The organism is Streptomyces xanthii (assembly GCF_014621695.1).
Lineage (GTDB): Bacteria > Actinomycetota > Actinomycetes > Streptomycetales > Streptomycetaceae > Streptomyces > Streptomyces xanthii.
This window is the reverse complement of the sequence record NZ_CP061281.1, coordinates 6,130,665-6,148,022: the sequence shown is the minus strand read 5'-3', so window position 1 is coordinate 6,148,022 and position 17,358 is coordinate 6,130,665. Positions and strand designations below refer to the sequence as shown.

18 protein-coding genes are annotated in these 17,358 nt (G+C 71.5%); 6 read left to right on the top strand and 12 right to left on the bottom strand.

The window, feature by feature from the left end:
• Positions 1 to 7: 7 nt before the first annotated feature.
• Positions 8 to 1,279: a tyrosine--tRNA ligase gene (tyrS, locus tag IAG42_RS27750; protein WP_188339684.1), complete on the top strand. Its 1,272-nt coding sequence runs from the start codon at positions 8 to 10 to the stop codon at positions 1,277 to 1,279.
• 86 nt (positions 1,280 to 1,365) lie between these two features.
• Here tyrS and IAG42_RS27745 read toward each other — a convergent pair whose 3' ends face one another.
• Positions 1,366 to 1,647, bottom strand: coding sequence for a GlsB/YeaQ/YmgE family stress response membrane protein (locus IAG42_RS27745; RefSeq protein ID WP_188339683.1), 282 nt, complete (start codon positions 1,645 to 1,647; stop codon positions 1,366 to 1,368).
• A 230-nt stretch (positions 1,648 to 1,877) separates the two neighbouring features.
• Here IAG42_RS27745 and IAG42_RS27740 point away from each other — a divergent pair, with 230 nt between their 5' ends.
• Complete coding sequence (locus IAG42_RS27740; protein WP_188339682.1) at positions 1,878 to 2,228, top strand: DUF3099 domain-containing protein; 351 nt, start codon at positions 1,878 to 1,880, stop codon at positions 2,226 to 2,228.
• 277 nt (positions 2,229 to 2,505) lie between these two features.
• A complete protein-coding gene (locus tag IAG42_RS27735; RefSeq protein ID WP_188339681.1) occupies positions 2,506 to 2,751 on the top strand; it encodes a hypothetical protein in 246 nt (81 codons plus the stop codon).
• 13 nt (positions 2,752 to 2,764) lie between these two features.
• Here the strand turns inward: IAG42_RS27735 and moaA are convergent, their stop codons facing one another.
• The 3 genes from moaA to IAG42_RS27720 all read right to left on the bottom strand — a co-directional run bounded on the left by moaA (position 2,765) and on the right by IAG42_RS27720 (position 5,923).
• Positions 2,765 to 3,754 (bottom strand): GTP 3',8-cyclase MoaA, encoded by a 990-nt coding sequence (gene moaA / locus IAG42_RS27730; RefSeq protein WP_223206187.1) that lies wholly within the window; start codon positions 3,752 to 3,754, stop codon positions 2,765 to 2,767.
• A 178-nt stretch (positions 3,755 to 3,932) separates the two neighbouring features.
• A complete protein-coding gene (locus IAG42_RS27725; RefSeq protein ID WP_188339679.1) occupies positions 3,933 to 5,558 on the bottom strand; it encodes a solute symporter family protein in 1,626 nt (541 codons plus the stop codon).
• The gene (locus IAG42_RS27720; protein ID WP_188339678.1) at positions 5,555 to 5,923 is read right to left on the bottom strand and encodes a DUF485 domain-containing protein; all 369 of its coding nucleotides are present in this window, start codon (positions 5,921 to 5,923) and stop codon (positions 5,555 to 5,557) included. The genes IAG42_RS27725 and IAG42_RS27720 overlap by 4 nt, the downstream gene beginning before the upstream one ends.
• A gap of 286 nt (positions 5,924 to 6,209) precedes the next feature.
• On the opposite strand from IAG42_RS27720, the gene IAG42_RS27715 reads away from it, so the two are divergent.
• On the top strand, positions 6,210 to 7,733 hold the full coding sequence (locus IAG42_RS27715) for a S8 family peptidase (protein WP_188339677.1): 1,524 nt from the start codon (positions 6,210 to 6,212) through the stop codon (positions 7,731 to 7,733).
• A gap of 118 nt (positions 7,734 to 7,851) precedes the next feature.
• Entirely contained in the window at positions 7,852 to 8,874 is a 1,023-nt protein-coding gene (locus IAG42_RS27710) for a CopD family protein (RefSeq protein ID WP_188341646.1), read from the top strand.
• A gap of 18 nt (positions 8,875 to 8,892) precedes the next feature.
• Here the strand turns inward: IAG42_RS27710 and IAG42_RS27705 are convergent, their stop codons facing one another.
• The 8 genes from IAG42_RS27705 to IAG42_RS27670 all read right to left on the bottom strand — a co-directional run bounded on the left by IAG42_RS27705 (position 8,893) and on the right by IAG42_RS27670 (position 16,569).
• Positions 8,893 to 9,936 carry a zinc-dependent alcohol dehydrogenase family protein gene (locus IAG42_RS27705; RefSeq protein WP_188339676.1) on the bottom strand — a complete coding sequence of 348 codons (1,044 nt, stop codon included), beginning with the start codon at positions 9,934 to 9,936 and terminating at the stop codon, positions 8,893 to 8,895.
• Positions 9,937 to 9,952: 16 nt separating this feature from the next.
• On the bottom strand, positions 9,953 to 10,627 hold the full coding sequence (locus IAG42_RS27700; protein ID WP_188339675.1) for a lysoplasmalogenase: 675 nt from the start codon (positions 10,625 to 10,627) through the stop codon (positions 9,953 to 9,955).
• The gene (locus IAG42_RS27695; protein WP_188339674.1) at positions 10,624 to 11,511 is read right to left on the bottom strand and encodes a sterol desaturase family protein; all 888 of its coding nucleotides are present in this window, start codon (positions 11,509 to 11,511) and stop codon (positions 10,624 to 10,626) included. The genes IAG42_RS27700 and IAG42_RS27695 overlap by 4 nt, the downstream gene beginning before the upstream one ends.
• Positions 11,512 to 11,584: 73 nt before the next feature.
• Positions 11,585 to 12,310, bottom strand: a complete 726-nt coding sequence (locus tag IAG42_RS27690; RefSeq protein ID WP_188339673.1) for a VIT1/CCC1 transporter family protein — start codon at positions 12,308 to 12,310, stop codon at positions 11,585 to 11,587.
• 24 nt (positions 12,311 to 12,334) lie between these two features.
• Positions 12,335 to 13,588, bottom strand: a complete 1,254-nt coding sequence (locus tag IAG42_RS27685) for an amidohydrolase family protein (protein ID WP_223206186.1) — start codon at positions 13,586 to 13,588, stop codon at positions 12,335 to 12,337.
• Positions 13,585 to 14,868 (bottom strand): amidohydrolase family protein, encoded by a 1,284-nt coding sequence (locus IAG42_RS27680; RefSeq protein ID WP_188339672.1) that lies wholly within the window; start codon positions 14,866 to 14,868, stop codon positions 13,585 to 13,587. Before IAG42_RS27680 ends, IAG42_RS27685 begins: the two co-directional genes overlap by 4 nt.
• Positions 14,869 to 14,885: 17 nt before the next feature.
• Positions 14,886 to 15,770 (bottom strand): SDR family NAD(P)-dependent oxidoreductase, encoded by an 885-nt coding sequence (locus IAG42_RS27675; protein WP_188339671.1) that lies wholly within the window; start codon positions 15,768 to 15,770, stop codon positions 14,886 to 14,888.
• Position 15,771: 1 nt separating this feature from the next.
• Positions 15,772 to 16,569 (bottom strand): acetoacetate decarboxylase family protein, encoded by a 798-nt coding sequence (locus tag IAG42_RS27670; protein ID WP_188339670.1) that lies wholly within the window; start codon positions 16,567 to 16,569, stop codon positions 15,772 to 15,774.
• A 138-nt stretch (positions 16,570 to 16,707) separates the two neighbouring features.
• Between IAG42_RS27670 and IAG42_RS27665 the strand changes: the two genes are divergently transcribed.
• Positions 16,708 to 17,331 carry a TetR/AcrR family transcriptional regulator gene (locus tag IAG42_RS27665; RefSeq protein WP_188339669.1) on the top strand — a complete coding sequence of 208 codons (624 nt, stop codon included), beginning with the start codon at positions 16,708 to 16,710 and terminating at the stop codon, positions 17,329 to 17,331.
• Positions 17,332 to 17,358: the final 27 nt, after the last annotated feature.

Here is a 17,358-nt window from a genome sequence, read left to right as displayed (position 1 = left end):
TCAGACCGTGACGGACATCGTCGACGAACTGAAGTGGCGCGGGCTGATCGCCCTGTCCACCGACGAGGACGCGCTGCGCAAGGCATTCGCGGACGGTCCGGTCACGTTCTATTGCGGCTTCGACCCGACCGCGCCGAGCCTGCACCTGGGCAACCTGGTGCAGATCCTCACCATGCGGCGCATCCAGCAGGCGGGGCACCGCCCGCTGGGTCTGGTCGGCGGCGCCACCGGTCTGATCGGTGACCCGAAGCCGACGGCGGAGCGCACGCTGAACTCGCCGGAGGTCGTCGCCGGCTGGGTGGAGCGGCTGCGCGGCCAGGTGGAGAAGTTCCTCGACTTCGAGGGCCCGCACGCGGCGACGATGGTGAACAACCTGGACTGGACCTCGGGCCTGTCCGCCATCGAGTTCCTGCGCGACGTCGGCAAGTACTTCCGGGTCAACAAGATGATCGCGAAGGAGGCCGTCTCGCGGCGGCTCAACTCGGACGCGGGCATCAGCTACACCGAGTTCAGCTACCAGATCCTCCAGGGCATGGACTACCTCAAGCTGTACGAGCAGTACGGCTGTGTCCTGCAGACCGGCGGCAGCGACCAGTGGGGCAACCTGACCTCCGGCACCGACCTGATCCACCGGGTCCACCCGGAGGCCGTCGTCCACGCGATCGGCACCCCGCTGCTCACCAAGGCGGACGGCACCAAGTTCGGCAAGACCGAGTCCGGCACCGTGTGGCTGGACCCGGAGATGTTCTCGCCGTACGCCTTCTACCAGTTCTGGCTGAACGCGGACGACCGGGACATCTCCAAGTTCCTGCGCACCTTCTCCTTCAAGTCCCGGGAGGAGATCGAGGAGCTGGAGCGGCAGACCGAGGAGCGGCCGCAGGCGCGTGCCGCGCAGCGGGCGCTGGCCGAGGAGCTGACGACGCTGGTGCACGGCGCCGACCAGACCGCGGCCGTGGTCTCGGCGTCCAAGGCCCTGTTCGGCCAGGGCGACGGAAGCCTCGCGGACCTGGACGAGGCGACGCTCGCCTCGGCCCTGTCCGAGCTGCCGAAGATCGAGGTCACCGAGCTGGCCCCGGCCGTCGACCTGTTCGCCGAGGTCGGCCTGGTCGCCAGCAAGTCCGCCGCGCGCCGCACGGTGAAGGAGGGCGGCGCCTACGTGAACAACACGAAGGTCGCCGCGGAGGACTTCGTGCCCGCCGCCGAGGACCTGCTGCACGGGCGCTGGCTGGTGCTGCGCCGCGGCAAGAAGAACCTGGCCGCGGTGGAGCTCAAGGGCTGACACCCGCCTCCGCTCCGTAGCACGGTGAAGGCCCGGTCCCGCTCGCGCGGGGCCGGGCCTTCACCGTTTGCCGGGTCGGGCCGGGGCTAGGCCCGTTCCCGCTGCTTGGTGCCGCGCATCGAGGTCCAGAGCCAGTCGCCGACGCCGACGACCACGACCGCGCCGATCAGCTGGAGCAGATGCCGGGTCCAGTCGATGCCCCGGGTGTCGTTGACCCCGATGCCGGTGGCCACCCAGTTGCCCAGGACGCTGCCGAGGATGCCGAAGACCGTCGTCAGCCACAGTGGGATCTGCTGCTTGCCGGGAAGGATCGCCTTCGCGATCAGCCCCAGCACGAACCCCACGATGATCGCCCACAACCAACTCATGTCGTCGCCTCCTCAAGCGGCGCCGGGCGCGCGGCACATGCCGCACGCGTGCGATCAGTCTCCGGCCGTACTCCGTACGACGCATGTCGGGGCGGGCCGTACGTGGGACGGCGCAGTGGGCCCGGCCCGTCCGGGTGTGCCCCGGTCTCGTGGGCGGCACGGCCCGGGCGTACCGTGGGGTGCAGTCCGGTCCGGGGAGAGTCCGGCGACCTTGCGGGTGGTGGAATGTGATGCGGAAGCGCAACGGCAACGGCGGAGCAGAGGTCTTCCGGATCACCGGAGCCCGCCAGGGGCTGGCGGAGGACGTGCGGGGCCGGCAGCGCCGTTATGTCATCTCGATGTCGATCCGCACCGTGTCGGTGATTCTCACGGCGGTGCTGTGGGACGTGGAGCGACCTGTCGCGATCGTGACGCTGATCCTCGGTGCCCTGCTCCCCTATGTCGCCGTCGTCATCGCGAACGCGGGCCGGGAGAACGTGCCGGCGCTGCCCTCGACCTTCGTGACCGCGCCCCTGCGCCCGATGATCTCCGCCGCCCCGTCGGCGGCTCCGGCGGAACCCGTGGCGGAGGACCGCCGCTAGCGGCGACGGCGTCCGGCGCCGCCCGGAGCCCGCGTGGAGACCCGCTCGATTCCGGGCCGGAAGCTCAAGAAATGCTCAGATCAATCATGTTGTTCCGGTGCCGGTGTCCGGGGTGTGCGTGACATACTGCGTACGCGCTCCGCATCCCCCGTCGGAGCGACGGACCGACGCCGGGCAGCTCCCCCCGTGGCTGCTCGGCGTCGCCATTTCCAGACCCTTTCCAGGGCCTTTCCGGACCCCTCCCGGACCCCTTTTCCCGGGCCTTTAGGGTGGGGGCGTGAACCTCGCGAACCTCTCCGAACCGTCGCCCGCCACCCCCCAGTGCTCGGCCAAGGGCTGCCGCGCCGACGCGGTCTGGGTGCTCGCGTGGAACAACCCGAAGCTGCACACGCCGGACCGCCGCAAGACGTGGCTGGCCTGCGAGGAGCACCGCGAGCACCTCAGCCAGTTCCTGGGAGTGCGCGGATTTCTGAAGGACGTCGTGAGGCTGGCGGAGTGGGAGACCCGGCCCGAGGCCGACTAGCGGACCAGCGGGCTCAGCCGCCGATCGCCGACATGGGGCGGTCGGGCTGGAGGAAGGTCGGGTCGTCCAGGCCGGAGCCCGCCTTCTTGCCCCACATGGCGAGCTTCCAGATGCGGGCGATCTCCGCGTCGGGCGCGTCGGAGCGCAGGGCCGCGCGCAGGTCCGTCTCCTCCGTGGCGAACAGACAGGTGCGGACCTGGCCGTCGGCGGTGAGGCGGGTGCGGTCGCAGGCGGAGCAGAACGGGCGGGTGACGGAGGCGATGACACCGACCCGGTGCGGGCCGCCGTCGACGATCCAGCGCTCGGCCGGGGCCGAGCCGCGCTCGTCGGAGCCTTCGGGGGTCAGCTCGAAGCGTGTCCGCAGGGAGGCGAGGATGTCGCCCGCGGTGATCATGCCGTCGCGCTTCCAGCCGTGCTGGGCGTCCAGCGGCATCTGCTCGATGAAGCGCAGCTCGTAGTCGTGCTCGACGGCCCAGGCGAGGAGCTCGGGGGCCTCGTCCTCGTTGAGCCCCGGCATCAGGACCGAGTTGATCTTCACGGGGGTCAGGCCCGCCTCGTGGGCGGCGGCGAGGCCCTCGATGACGTCCTTGTGGCGGTCGCGGCGGGTCAGGGTCTTGAAGACGTCGGGACGCAGCGTGTCCAGCGACACGTTCACCCGGTCCAGGCCCGCCGCCCTGAGGGCCTCGGCGGTGCGCTTGAGGCCGATCCCGTTCGTCGTCAGGGACATGCGGGGGCGGGGCTCCAGGGCCGCGACGCGCTCCACGATGCCGACGAGGCCGGGGCGCAGCAGGGGCTCGCCGCCGGTGAAGCGGACCTCGGTGATGCCCAGCTCGGTGACCGCGATGCGGACGAGGCGGACGATCTCGTCGTCGGTGAGCAGGTCCGGCTTGGCCAGCCACTGCAGGCCTTCCTCCGGCATGCAGTAGGTGCAGCGGAGATTGCACCGGTCGGTCAGTGAGACCCGCAGGTCGGTGGCCACTCGGCCGTAGGTGTCGATGAGCACGTGGGCCCCCTCCCTGGTCGCGTTCTGTGATCGCGTTCTGCCTGACACGTCCGAGCCTACGTGACGCCACCGACAGGAGGGAGGCCGGTGATCCCACGAGTGTGCCGGGCTCCCGTCGTAGAGAGCTACCAGCGCACCGTGCTCCGGCCGCGGCGGGAGCACGGTGCGCACGGGGCCGTCAGTGGGCTCCGGTGCCGGTCAGGGACCGGACCTCGAGCTCCGCGTACTTGCCCTTGTCGGCCTTCTCCTTCGACAGGTAGGTGCCGAGGATGCCGAGCAGGAAGCCGACCGGGATCGAGATGATGCCGGGGTTCTCCAGCGGGAACCAGTGGAAGTCGACGCCCTTGAACATCGACGTCTTCGGGTTGCCGGAGACGACCGGCGAGAAGAGCACCAGGAAGACGGCGGTGAACAGGCCGCCGTAGATCGACCACAGGGCTCCGTTGGTGTTGAAGCGCTTCCAGAAGAGGCTGTAGAGGATCGTCGGCAGGTTGGCGGAGGCGGCGACCGCGAAGGCGAGGGCGACGAGGCCGGCGACGTTGAGGTCGCGGGCGAGAGCGCCCAGGGCGATCGAGACGATGCCGATGAAGACGGTGGCCCAGCGGGCGGCCTTCATCTCCTCCTTCTCGGAGGCCTGTCCCTTCTTGATGACGTTCGCGTAGATGTCGTGCGCGAACGAGGACGAGGAGGCGAGGGTGAGGCCCGCGACCACGGCGAGGATCGTCGCGAAGGCGACGGCCGAGATGGAGGCGAGCAGGATCGCGCCCCAGTTGGAGTCGGTGCCGCCGAGATGGAGGGCGAGCAGCGGCGCCGCCGTGTTGCCCGCCGGGTTGGAGGCGATGATCTCCTCCGGCTTGATGAGGGCGGCGGCGCCGAAGCCGAGCGCGATCGTCATCAGGTAGAAGGCGCCGATGATGCCGATGGCCCAGTTGACGGACTTACGGGCGGCCTTGGCGGTCGGCACCGTGTAGAACCGGATCAGGATGTGCGGGAGTCCGGCGGTGCCGAGGACGAGCGCGATGCCGAGCGAGATGAAGTCGATCTTCGACGTGGAGGTGGCGCCGTACTTGAGTCCGGGTTCGAGGAACGCCGCGCCCTTGCCGCTGTTGTCCGCGGCGGTGCCGAGCAGGTCGGAGACGTTGAAGTCGAACTTCAGGAGGACCAGGAAGGTCAGCAGGATGGCGCCCGCGATGAGGAGCACCGCCTTGACCATCTGCACCCAGGTGGTGCCCTTCATGCCGCCGATGGTGACGTAGACGATCATCAGGACGCCGACGAGGGCGACGATGCCGATCTTGCCCGCGTCCGAGGTGATGCCGAGCAGCAGCGAGACGAGGACACCGGCGCCGGCCATCTGCGCGAGCAGGTAGAAGATCGAGACGACGATCGTGGAGGTGCCCGCGGCGGTGCGCACGGGGCGCTGGCGCATCCGGTAGGCGAGGACGTCGCCCATCGTGTAGCGGCCGGAGTTGCGCAGCGGTTCGGCGACCAGGAGCAGCGCCACGAGCCAGGCGACGAGGAAGCCGATGGAGTAGAGGAAGCCGTCGTAGCCGAACAGGGCGATGGCGCCGGCGATGCCGAGGAAGGACGCGGCGGACATGTAGTCGCCGGAGACGGCGAGGCCGTTCTGGAAGCCGGTGAACTGGCGGCCGCCCGCGTAGAAGTCGGAGGCGTCCTTGGTCTGGCGGCCGGCCCAGACGGTGATGACGAGCGTCGCGAGGACGAACACCGAGAAGAGACCGATGATCAGCGGCCGGTGTTCGCTCGCCTCTCCGGCGGCGAGTACGTGCACTGCGGGGCTCATGCGCCGCCCTCCATACGGGACTTGATGGCCTCGGCCTTGGGGTCGAGCTTCGCTGCGGCGTGCTTCGAGTACCACCAGGCGATGAGGAACGTGGTGAGGAACTGGGCGAGTCCGAGGACGAAGGCCACGTTGATGTTGCCGAAGACCTTGGTGCCCATGAAGCCGCCCGCGTAGTTCGACAGCAGGACGTAGAGCAGGTACCAGGCGATGAAGGCGACGGTCAGCGGGAAGGCGAACGAGCGGTGCGCACGGCGCAGTTCACCGAACTCCGCGCTCTGCTGCACCTCGACGAACTCCTCGGTGGAGGGCATCGCCGGCCGCTCGTCGGGGCTGCCCTTCTGGGGTGGTGGTGCGTCGGTGGCCACGGAGAGTCTCCTCGTGATGCGAGTGCGGTCGGGGACGGGGGTCGGATGGTAGGGGGTGTGCGGGGTGATCCGACAGAGGGCCTGATCACCCGTGCGCTCCCTGCACAACGGCACGGGGACACGATGGGAGTGGTTCAACTCCGCCTGTTTATTTACGAACTCGTTGCTGACCTGCGGGATCAGCGATACCTTCAGGCCGCACCACGCGTCATGTACCTGCCCGGGCACCACCTGTGTCCCGGGCTTTCCCTTCTTCGCCCGCTACGACGGATGATGTGGAGATCCCATGGCTCATCTGCCTGCCAGACGCCGCATGGCCCTCGCCCTGCCGATCGGCATCGCTCTGACGGCTTCGTTCGGCTTCCTGCCTTCCGCGGTCGCCGCACCCGCCGACGCCCCTGCCGTGACGGCCGGTTCCGAGGCCGGTTCGCTCTCCTACGTGGTGAACGCGCGCAGCACCGACGCGCACACCATCGCCTCGGTGAGCAAGGCGATATCCGCGGCCGGCGGTTCCATAGTCGAGACGTACGCGAAGATAGGCGTCTTCGTCGTCCACGCGTCCAACCCCGACTTCGGCAAGCAGCTGCGCGCGGCCAAGGGTGTCGCCTCGGCCGGTGCGACGCGCACCTCGCCGCTGAGCCTGGCCGGCACCACCGACGAGGGCGCCGTGCAGAAGCTCTCGAAGGCGGACGCCCAGCAGCTGGCCGCCGCGGCCGCCCCGGGTCAGGAGCCGATGGAGGCCGACCAGTGGGACCTGCGGGCCATCGGCGCGGACCAGGCCGCGAAGATCAACCCGGGCAGCAGCAAGGTCACCGTCGGTGTCATCGACACGGGTGTCGACGACACGCACCCCGACATCGCCGCGAACTTCTCGCCGTCGCAGTCGGCGAACTGTGTCGGCGGCAAGGCGGACACCTCGCCGGGCGCCTGGCGTCCCGCGACCCCGGAGCACTACCACGGCACGCACGTCGCCGGTGAGATCGCGGCCCCGCGCAACGGTGTCGGCGTCGCCGGTGTCGCGCCGGGCGTGAAGGTCGCGGGCATCAAGGTGGCCGACCCGGTCAGCGAGCTGTTCTACCCGGAGGCCGTCGTCTGCGCCTTCGTGTTCGCCGCCGACCACGGCATCGAGGTCACCAACAACAGCTACTACGTGGACCCGTGGCTGTACAACTGCATGGACGACCCCGACCAGCGGGCCATCGTCGACGCGGTGAACCGGGCCCAGACGTACGCCCAGCGCAAGGGCACGCTGAACCTGGCCTCGGCGGGCAACTCCAACCACGACCTCGACTCGGACGCGATCCTGGACGACTCCAGCCCGGACGACTCGACCGCGGTGGACCGCACGATCGACCCGCACAAGTGCTTCGACGTGCCGACCCAGCTCAAGGGTGTCGTCACGGTCAGCGCGACGGGCGTGAACAAGGCCAAGTCGTACTACTCGACGTACGGCCGCAACGTCATCGACATCGCGGCGCCGGGCGGCGACAAGTACCAGATCCCGGACACCCCGTCGAAGAACGGCCGCATCCTGTCGATCCTGCCGGGCGGCGAGTACGGCTGGCTGCAGGGCACGTCGATGGCCTCGCCGCACGCGGCGGGTGTCGCGGCGCTGCTGAAGTCGGCGCACCCGAAGGCGTCGCCGGCGCAGCTGCAGGCGATGATGAAGGCGCAGGCCGACGAGCAGGCCTGCCCGGCCGACTACGACGGCAACGGTGACGGGGTCGTCGACGCCTGGTGCAAGGGCTCCGTGGCGGACAACGGCTTCTACGGCAGCGGCATCGTGAACGCGCTGAAGGCCGTCAAGTAGCGGGACTTCTGTTCCTGAAGGGCCGGGTGGCGCGAGCCGCCCGGCCCTTTTTGCTCCGTTCGTTCCGCTGCACTTGCCCGAATCCGTGCCGGATGGTGAAGATCCAGTGGTGAGTCCGATACCGCCCGCCACCGAGTCGTCCACACCCGTGCGCCAGGACGCCGCCGCCCCCGCGCGCCCGGCGGGCCCCGGGCGGGCCGTCGCCGTGCTCGTCCTCGTCGCCCTCGCGGCGCTGATCCCGCTGCTCGGACCGCGGGCGGCGCTGCACGGCACCGGAGAGGCGGCCGCGCCGGGCACGGGCGGGATCTCCCTGCTGCGCACGGTCCTGTTCGCGGCGCTGAGCGTGCAGGCGGGCGAGCTGTTCGCGGGGTTCCTGGCCCGGCGCACGGCCCCGGAGCTGCGGGCGCCGCGCCGGTGGTCCGCGTACGCCGCGTGGGCCGGGTTCGCCGCCGCGCTCGGGCTGGCCGCCGTGGTGGCCGCGGGGAACCTGATCCCGAGCGGCCTCGGCGACCTGGACGTCGGCGGCCTCTACGGGACGCGCGACGGCACGCTCGCCCTCCTGGAGGTCAACGCCTTCCTCGTGGCGGCCCTGTGCGCGCGCTCCAGCCGGCCGGGCCGGGCACTGCTGCCGCTGGCCGCGGTGGTGGTCGCGGAGGCGCTGCGCGCGCATCCGCCCACCGAGGACAGCGCGTTGCTCGGGTCGGGGCTCACGCTCGTGCATCTGACGTGCGCGTCCCTGTGGGTCGGCGGACTGCTGTACGCGCTGCGCACCCTGCGCGCCTGGCGCGCGTGCGACCCCGGGGCCGGCACCGCGCTGCTGAGCCGCTACGCGCGCGTGGCCGCGCTGCTGCTCGCCGCCCTGACCGCGACCGGGTTGTGCAGCACGCTGCGCCGGATGCCGCCCGGCACCGTCCTGGACCAGCTGACCGGGACGGCGTACGGGCGGACCCTGCTGGCGAAGGTGCTGCTCGTCGCGGTCGTCGCCGGGCTCGCCCTGGCCGCGCGGCTCCGGCTCGGCCGGGACGGGGCGCGCCTCCGCACGCGCGCGTACGTGCCCGCGCGTGCGGAGGTCGTGGTGCTCGGGGCCGTGGTGGCGGTGTCGGCGGTGCTGACGGCGGTGCCGCTCCCGATCCGCTGGTGAGACCCCGCCCCGCGCGGGTCAGTTGGTGACGAGGACCTTGAGGGCGGTGCGCTCGTCCATCGCCTTGTAGCCGGCCGGGACGTCCTCGATGCCGACGGTCAGGTCGAAGACGGGCGACGGGTCGATCGTGCCGTTCAGGACGTCGGGCAGCAGCTGCGGGATGTAGGTGCGCACCGGGGCGACGCCGCCGCGCAGCGCGATGTTCCGGTCGAACATGACGGTCAGGTCGAGTCCGGTGGCGCTGCCGTGCGGGACGCCGACGAAGCCGACGGCGCCGCCGTCGCGGGTGATGTGCACGGCGGTGTTCATGGACTGCTCGGTGCCGACGGCCTCGACGACGGCGTGCGCGCCCTGGCCGCCGGTGAGCTCGCGGACCGCCTCGACGGCCGCCTCGCCGCGTGCGGCGACGACGTCGGTGGCGCCGAAGCGGCGGGCGATGTCCGTGCGGGCCTCGTGGCGGCCGAGCGCGATGATCCGCTCGGCGCCGAGCCGCTTGGCCGCGAGGACGGCGCACAGGCCCACGGCTCCGTCGCCGACGACGGCGACGGTGGAGCCCTCGCGGACGCCCGCGCCGAGGGCCGCGTGGTGGCCGGTGCCCATCACGTCGGAGAGCGTCAGGAGTGCGGACAGCAGGTGGTCGTCGGACGCGGCGTCGGACGGCAGCCGTACGAGGGTGCCGTCGGCGAACGGGACGCGCACGGCCTCGCCCTGGCCGCCGTCGTAGCCGACCGCGCCCCAGAAGCCGCCGTGCACGCAGGAGGTGGTCAGGCCCTCGCGGCAGTAGTCGCACACGCCGTCGGACCACATGAAGGGCGCCACGACGAGGTCGCCGCGCCGGACCCCGGCCACCTCGCCGCCGGTCTCCTCGACGATCCCGAGGAACTCGTGGCCGATGCGCTGCCCCGGCTCCCGCGCGGCCTCGCCCCGGTACGCCCACAGGTCGCTGCCGCAGATGCAGGCGCGCAGGACGCGCACCACGGCGTCCGTGGGCAGCACGACGACGGGCTCGGGGACGTCCTCGACCCGCATGTCGTAGGGGGCGTGGATGGTGGTGGCGCGCATGGGGTGTCCTTGCAGGTCAGTGCGGGGTGGGCCGGGTCTCGGCCCGCTCCTCACCGTACGCCGCCCTTTGCGCCGTCCGCTCTTCGAGGGCTCCCTGGGCCAGCAGGTACTGGGCCGCCACGTAGGTGAGCATGACCCAGAAGTCGGGGCGGGGCAGGGCCGGCCACTCGGCCACTCCCATGGCGATGAGTGTGTCGGACAGCAGGAACAGGGCGCCGCCGATGCCGGCCACCTTGCCGAGCCGGGAGGAGCCGAACGCCATGGCGGTGAGCAGCACGCTGTAGGCGGCGACCGGGATCCGCAGGTCTGCGGGCAGGTCGGGCCACAGCGCGGCGACGGTGTTGACGAGCACCACGCAGTAGACGACGCCGAGCATCGTGCCGGGCGGGCGTGGCTTCCCGTTCCGCTTGAAGAGCAGCAGGTAGCAGATGTGTCCGGCGGCGAAGGAGCCCATGCCGGCGAGGAACGCCAGGTCGTGGTCGAACAGGAGCAGGACGTCGCCGCCCCAGCCGAACAGCAGCGCGACGGACAGCAGGCGGGGCCCGCCGCACGCGATCACGTAGGCGATCAGGACGAGCATCAGGAGCGGCTTGACGGCCACGTGGACGGCGTGGACGTCGGCCAGGAGCGCGACGAGGTCGGTCGCGCACAGGGCGAAGAAGGCGGTGCGCAGGGCGGCGGGCAGGTTCACGCGGCTCCCTCGGTGACCTGCTGCGGGGCGGCGGCGGGCGCGGCGGCCGGCTCGGGCTGCCAGCCGGGGCCGCGGAAGACCCGTCCGGCGCGCTCGCGCCAGCTGTCCGCGCTCTTGAGGTCGCGGGCGATGGCCGCGTACTCGTGGGTGGCGACGCGCAGCGGGTTGTGGGTGGCGATGTTCTTGGTGAGGCCGAAGACGGGGCGCTCGGTCTCGGCGACCCAGGAGCCGAAGAGGCGGTCCCAGACGATGAGGATGCCGCCGAAGTTGCGGTCCAGGTAGCCGCCCTGCGAGGCGTGGTGGACGCGGTGGTGCGAGGGGGTGTTGAAGAGGAACTCGAAGGGGCGCCACATCTTGTCGATGCGCTCGGTGTGGATCCAGAACTGGTACACGAGGTTGACCGAGTAGCAGAAGGCCAGGGCGGCCGGGTGGACGCCGAGCGCGATCAGCGGCAGGTAGAAGGGCCAGCCGGTGAGGCTCGTCCAGGGCTGGCGCAGCGCCGTGGAGAGGTTGAACTTGCGGCTGCTGTGGTGCACGACGTGGCAGGCCCACAGGATGCGGATGACGTGGTGGCCGCGGTGCTGCCAGTAGTAGAAGAAGTCCTGGCCGAGCAGGATCAGCGGGAGCGTCCACCACAGGATCGGCACGCGCAGCGGGGTCAGCTCGTAGACCGCCGTGTAGATGGCGACGATCGGGATCTTCCACAGGAAGTCGAAGACGAGGCTGCCGAGCCCCATGGTGATGCTGGTGGCCGCGTCCTTGGTCTCGTACCCGGCGGCGTCCTCGTCGGGATGGATCCGTACGGAGACGATCTCGACGACGGTGAGCAGCACGAAGGCGGGTATCGACCACAGGACGACGTCGGGGAGGCTGGAAGCGGACATGTGTGCACCGTAAGCGCGCGGACCGAGCCAGGACTAGAGGCAGTTACCGACAAGTATTACCTCCGGTAAAGGCTCAGACTCCGGTGGCTCCCAACAAAGAGCCGGCCGCGTAGGTGACCCCCATCGCGAGGGCTCCGCCCAGGACGTTGCGCCACACCGCGGGGGCCACGCGGGCGCCTCCGGTGCGGGCGCTGCCCCAGCCGGTGCAGGCGAGCGCGACGAGTACGGAGCCGACCGTGACGGGCAGCCGGAGCGCGGCGGGCGGCAGCACGATCGCGAGCAGCGGGAGCAGGGCGCCCACGGTGAAGGCGAGGAAGCTGGCCCAGGCGGCGTGCCAGGGGTTGGTCAGTTGGTCGGGGTCGATGCCGAGCTCGACGCGCGCGTGGGCGCTCAGGGCGTCCCGCGCGGTGAGCTGCGCGGCGGCCTGCCGGGCCACCTCGGCGCTGAGTCCGTGGCCCTGGAGCAGCCCGGTCAGCTCCTCCAGTTCCGCCTCCGGGTCCTCCGCGAGCTCGCGCCGCTCCTGGGCGATGGCGGCCTTCTCGGAGTCGCGCTGGGTGGAGACGGACACGTACTCGCCGGCGGCCATGGACATCGAGCCGGCGAGCAGTCCGGCGAGCCCGGCGGTGAGCAGGGCGCCGCGGTCGCTGGTGGCCCCGGCGACGCCGACGACGAGTCCCGCGGTGGAGACCACGCCGTCGTTGGCGCCGAGGACGGCGGCGCGCAGCCAGTTGAGGCGCGTGCCGAGCGCGCCGCCGTGGGCCTCGTCGTGCGTCGGATCGCTCCGGGTGGGTTCGGTCACGGCACGAGCATGACACTCTCCGGGTCACCAGACCCGGACCGAACCCCCTGTCGCGAAGACCGGGCTGGTCGCGTCGGCCGGCGGCTCCTTGAGGGGTTCGTCGATCTCGGCGACGGTGGGGCCGACGCGGGCCGCGATCGAGTCCAGCAGGCCGAGGTCGAATCCGTAGACGCGGGCGGCGTTGCCGCCGGCCATCGCAGCGATCTCCTCGCGGGGCAGGCCCGCGTAGGAGATGCGCAGGCCTTCGCGCGTGTACGGGTACGTGCCCTCGTCGTGCGGGTAGTCGCTGCCCCACATGATCTTGTCGAGGCCGATGCGTTCCCGCAGCGGCACTTCGTGGGGGCGCATGAAGCTCGCGCCCACGTAGCAGTTCTCGCGCCACATGGTGGAGGGGCCCTTGCCCATGGAGTCGGCGAGGCCGGCGCCGAACTTGGACTCGGCGGTGGTGGCCCTGCCGGCGGCCGCCACGAGGCGCCCGTGGTAGTAGTCCAGCATGTCCAGGACCCCGGGGATCCAGCCGGAGCCCTGTTCGGTGAGGACGAGCTTCAGCTCGGGGTGACGGCGGAAGGCGCCGCCGAACACGAGGTGCCACAGGGCGCGGTGCGAGAACCAGGTCGTCTCGACCATGAACACCGCGCGGGCGGCCGGTTCGTCGCCGAGCGGCGGGGACGCGGAGCCCGCGTGGTGGTTGACCGGGACGCCGAGCTCGGCGCAGGCCCGCCAGATCGGGTCGTACGCCGACGAGTACAGCTCGGGCAGTCCCGAGCCGGGCGGGGTGCCCGGCAGCAGGAGACCGCCCTTGAGGCCCGCGTCCGCGGACCTGCGGATCTCCTTCACCGCCTCGTCGACGTCGTTGAGGAGGATCTGGAAGACGCCCGCGCGGCGGCCCGGGGCGGCGGCGCAGAAGTCGGCGAGCCACCGGTTGTGGGCGCGCAGTCCGGCCCAGCGCAGTTCGAACTCCTCGCGGGTGGGCGCGGGGGCCATGAGCGCGGCCGAGGGGAAGAAGGGCGGGATGGTGTTCGGGAAGACGACCTCGGCGACGATGCCGTCCGCTTCCAGCTCGGCGAGGCGCCGGTCGGAGTTCCAGTTGCGGTCGGCGGTGTCGGCGAGCAGGTCCTCGTACGGGTTGACGTAGGCCGCGGCCCAGGCGTCGAAGGCGTCGTGGTGGCGCTTCTCCAAGTAGGGCTTGTAGTCGAGGAGATCGGCGCCCGCGTGGCAGTCCGCCGAGATGACGGTGTAGCGGTCCGCCGCGGGAGACACGGGGTTCGAGGTGCTCACGGGGTCACCCCCAGGGTCGGGAAGTCGTGGTCGGTCAGCCAGTGCCGGCCGACCTCGCGCGAGCGCGCCCAGGAGGCCTCGACGGCGCTCTGGTCGGCGTCCTGGCCCAGGTCGGCGGGGGTCGGTCCGATGCGGGCGGCGAGCGGGGCCAGCTTCTCGGTGTCGAAGCCGAAGACCTCGGCGGCGGCGAGGCCCAGCATGCGTCGGGTCTCGGCGACGGGGATGTCGTGGAAGGTCCTGCGCAGCCACGCGCGCGTGTCGGGCCAGGTGCCCTCGGGGTGCGGGAAGTCGCTGCCCCACAGGATGTTGTCGACGCCGATCTCGTAGCGCTGGGCGAGCTCGCGGCGTTTGGTGTTGGTGGCGCAGACGAAGATCTGCCGGTCGAGGTACTCGTGCGGCGGGCGCTTGAGTTCGGCGAACGGGGAGAGCTTCTTGCCGCCGTGCGCGCCCAGGTAGAGGCGGTCCATGAACCACAGGAGGTTCGGCAGCCACCAGCAGCCGGACTCGGCGACGCCGAACCTGAGGCCGGGGTGGCGCTCGAAGACGCCGGACCAGAGCAGGAACCAGAGGGGGCGGGCCGGCCACCAGGTCACTTCGCTGACGTAGATGCCGAGGTGGTCGCCGTACTCGTGGCGCGGGGCCGCGCCGGAGTGGGTCACGACGGGCATGCCGCACTCGGCGGCCGCCGCCCACACGGGGTCGTAACGGGCCGCGTGGTAGGGGTCCTTGTCGACCCACATGGAGGGGATCATCAGGGCGCCGAGTCCCGACTCCTTGGCGCGGTGCACCTCGGCGACGACCTTGTCGGGGTCCGCCGTGATCGGCAACAGGGCGACGCCGCAGTGCCGTTCGGGGTTCTGGGAGACGAACTCGGCGAGCCAGCGGTTGTGCGCCTGCGCACCGGCCATGCCGAGCTCGGGGTCCTGGTCGCCGGAGAGGCCGAGGCCGACCCCGAACGGCGCCGCCGTCTGGCTGTCCACGGCGTCCGCGTCGGGGAAGACGACCTCGGCGGCCACGCCGTCGCCGTCGAGCTCCTTGAGACGCTGCGCGGCGTCCCAGCCGCCGCGCAGCCCTTCCTCGTTGTCCTGGAACCACTTGGCGGCGAACGCGTCGTTGCGGATGCCGAGCCGGGTCGCCTCCTCGCGCCGGGCGTCGCGCTCGCCGAGGAAGTCGTCGAAGGCGCGGTGGAAGCGGCTGTCCAGATAGGGCCGGTACTCCTCGGTGGGCAGCCCGGCGTGGCAGTCGGAGGAGATGATCAGGTACGGGTCGTGATCGGTCATCGCGTGTCCCTCGGTGCTCAGTCGAGAATGAAGCTCTCCAGGTACGCCGGGTTCGCCCGGTCCAGCATCGACTGCGAGCGCGCCCGGATCTGCCGGTCGCTGTGCTCGCTCTCGGGGAGCAGCCAGAAGCGGTCCGCCGCGATGCCCTCCGCGACGAGGTCCGCCACGTCCTCCACGGGCGTGAAGGCGACCTCGTGACCGGCCTCCTTCATGGCGGCCTCCCACTGGTCGAGGCTGCGGTACGGCGTCCTGCGCGGGCGCTCCTTGGCGAACCGGTCGGGCCGGTTGCGGTGCGACTCCCACAGGCCGGTGCGCAGCATGTGGGGGCCGGGGAAGAGTACGGAGGCGCCCACGCGCGCGTGCTCCGCCTTCAGGTGCGCGTACAGCGACTCGGTGAGGGTGACGACGGCCGCCTTGGTGATCGCGTACACGGAGGCGGTGGGCAGCGGGGCGATGCCGCCGTCGCCGGACGAGGTGTTGACGACGTGGCCCGGCTCGCCGCCCGCGAGCATGCGCGGCACGAACGCCTGGACGCCGTGGAAGACGCCCCACACGTTGACGTCGAACGCCCACTTCCAGTCGTTGGGCTCGTGCTCCCACATGCGGCCCTCGGCGCCGGAACCGACGCCCGCGTTGTTGCACAGCACGTGGCAGGCGCCGAAGGTGGCGTACGTGTCCTCGGCGAGCGCCACGACCTGTTCGCGCTCCCCGACGTCGACCACGCGCGCGTGCACGGTGGCGCCCTCGTCGCGCAGTTCGGCGGCGGCCGCCTCCAGGGCGCCCTTCTCGACGTCGGCGAGCACCACCCTCAGGCCGTCGGCGGCGAACCTCCGCGCCATCGCCCGCCCGATGCCACTGGCCGCGCCCGTGACGACGGCGACCTGTCCTTCGCGCAGCTCCATGTCACACACTCCCCTCGGGCGGCCCGTCGAGAATCTGCTGCGGGTCGTCGTAGCGCTGGTGGATGTACGGCAGGAGGGCCTGGGCGCTGACCCGCTCGACGGCCTTCCCCTTCTGGTCGGTGGTCTTCTCGCCGATGGTGAGCTCGACGAGGGCGCGCACCGGCAGGTCGGCGACCGGGTCGTACATGGACTCGCGCAGGACGACGTCGCCGGTGACCGCCTCCAGCTTCCTGACCTTCTCGTTGCGCACGCAGTGCACGAGGACCGGGTCGGCGTCGAAGCCCGAACCGTCCACCGCGGGCAGGAACTTGAAGTAGAAGTCGGTCTTCTGCGCGGGCTCGGGCAGCGGCAGGTCGCCGCTGACGGCGCCGCGCACCTCCACGAACGCGATGCCGTGCCGGGCGAGCGCGGCCCGTACGACGAGCCCGTCGCGCTCCACGGTGACCTCGCCGAGCTTCTTGGGTTCGCCGAAGACCTCGCGGCCGCCGATCAGGGCGCGCTCGTGGGTCATCGGCATGACCAGCGGATACCAGCCCTCCACTCCCCCGTGCTCGGCCGCGACCGCGACCGAGCCGGCGCCGAGCGGATAGCCGGGCAGGTCGACCTTGCTGATGTTGGCCCGGACCAGGGGCCGGGCGGTCGGCTTGAGCGGCGGCGGGAGCACCGCGGCGACCGCGTCGGGGTCGGACTCCCACACGGCGACCACGCCGGTGGACCAGATGTCGGGAAGCTTGCTGCTCGCGGTGCGCGCGGCGGCGATCTCCGCCTCGCTGCGCGCTCCGTACCGTACGCGTGCCATGTCGTACCGCCCTTCGTCGAAGACGTGATGGGGGTCGTTCGCGCGGCGCCTGTAACACAGTTACACCGACGCCGATGAAGGGTAAAGACACGTGCACGTACGGGAGTTGAAGGATCTTCGCCGAGAAGAGGGCCGGACATGGCACGCACCGCACTCACCCGCGAGGAGGTCCTGGACACGGCCGCGGGGCTGGTCAGGCAGCACGGCCCCGAGGCGCTGACCATGCGCAAGCTGGCGGCCGAGCTGGGCACGGCGGTCACCTCGATCTACTGGCACGTCGGCAACCGCGAGTCGCTGCTGGACGCGCTCGTGGAGCGCACGGTCGCCGACCTCGGCGCGATCCGGCCGCGCGGCGCGAGTCCGGCCGAGCGGGTCGTCTCGGTCGCCCGTGCGCTGCGCCGGCAGCTGCGTGCGCATCCGCACCTCGTGGCGATGGTCCACGAGCGGGGCCTGACCGAGCGGATGTTCCTGCCGGCGCAGCGCGCGCTGGTGCGCGAGGTGCACGCGGCCGGGCTGCGCGGGGCGCGCGCCGCGGGGGCGGTCCGCGCGGTGCAGTTCCAGGTTGTCGGATATGTCCTGGTCGAGCGGAATCGTGAACGGGCTCCCGTGCAGCGGCCCGGCGAGGAGGAGTTGTGGGACACGGCCGCCGCCGAGGGCGACGAGGCGCTCGCCCGCGCGCTCGCCGGGCCGGTGGACTGCGACGCCCTGTTCACCGCGTCCGTACGCGCGCTCGTGAAGTCGCTTCTGGAGCCCGGGGCTTGACTCGTCCGGGCGGAAAGGGGCCCGGGC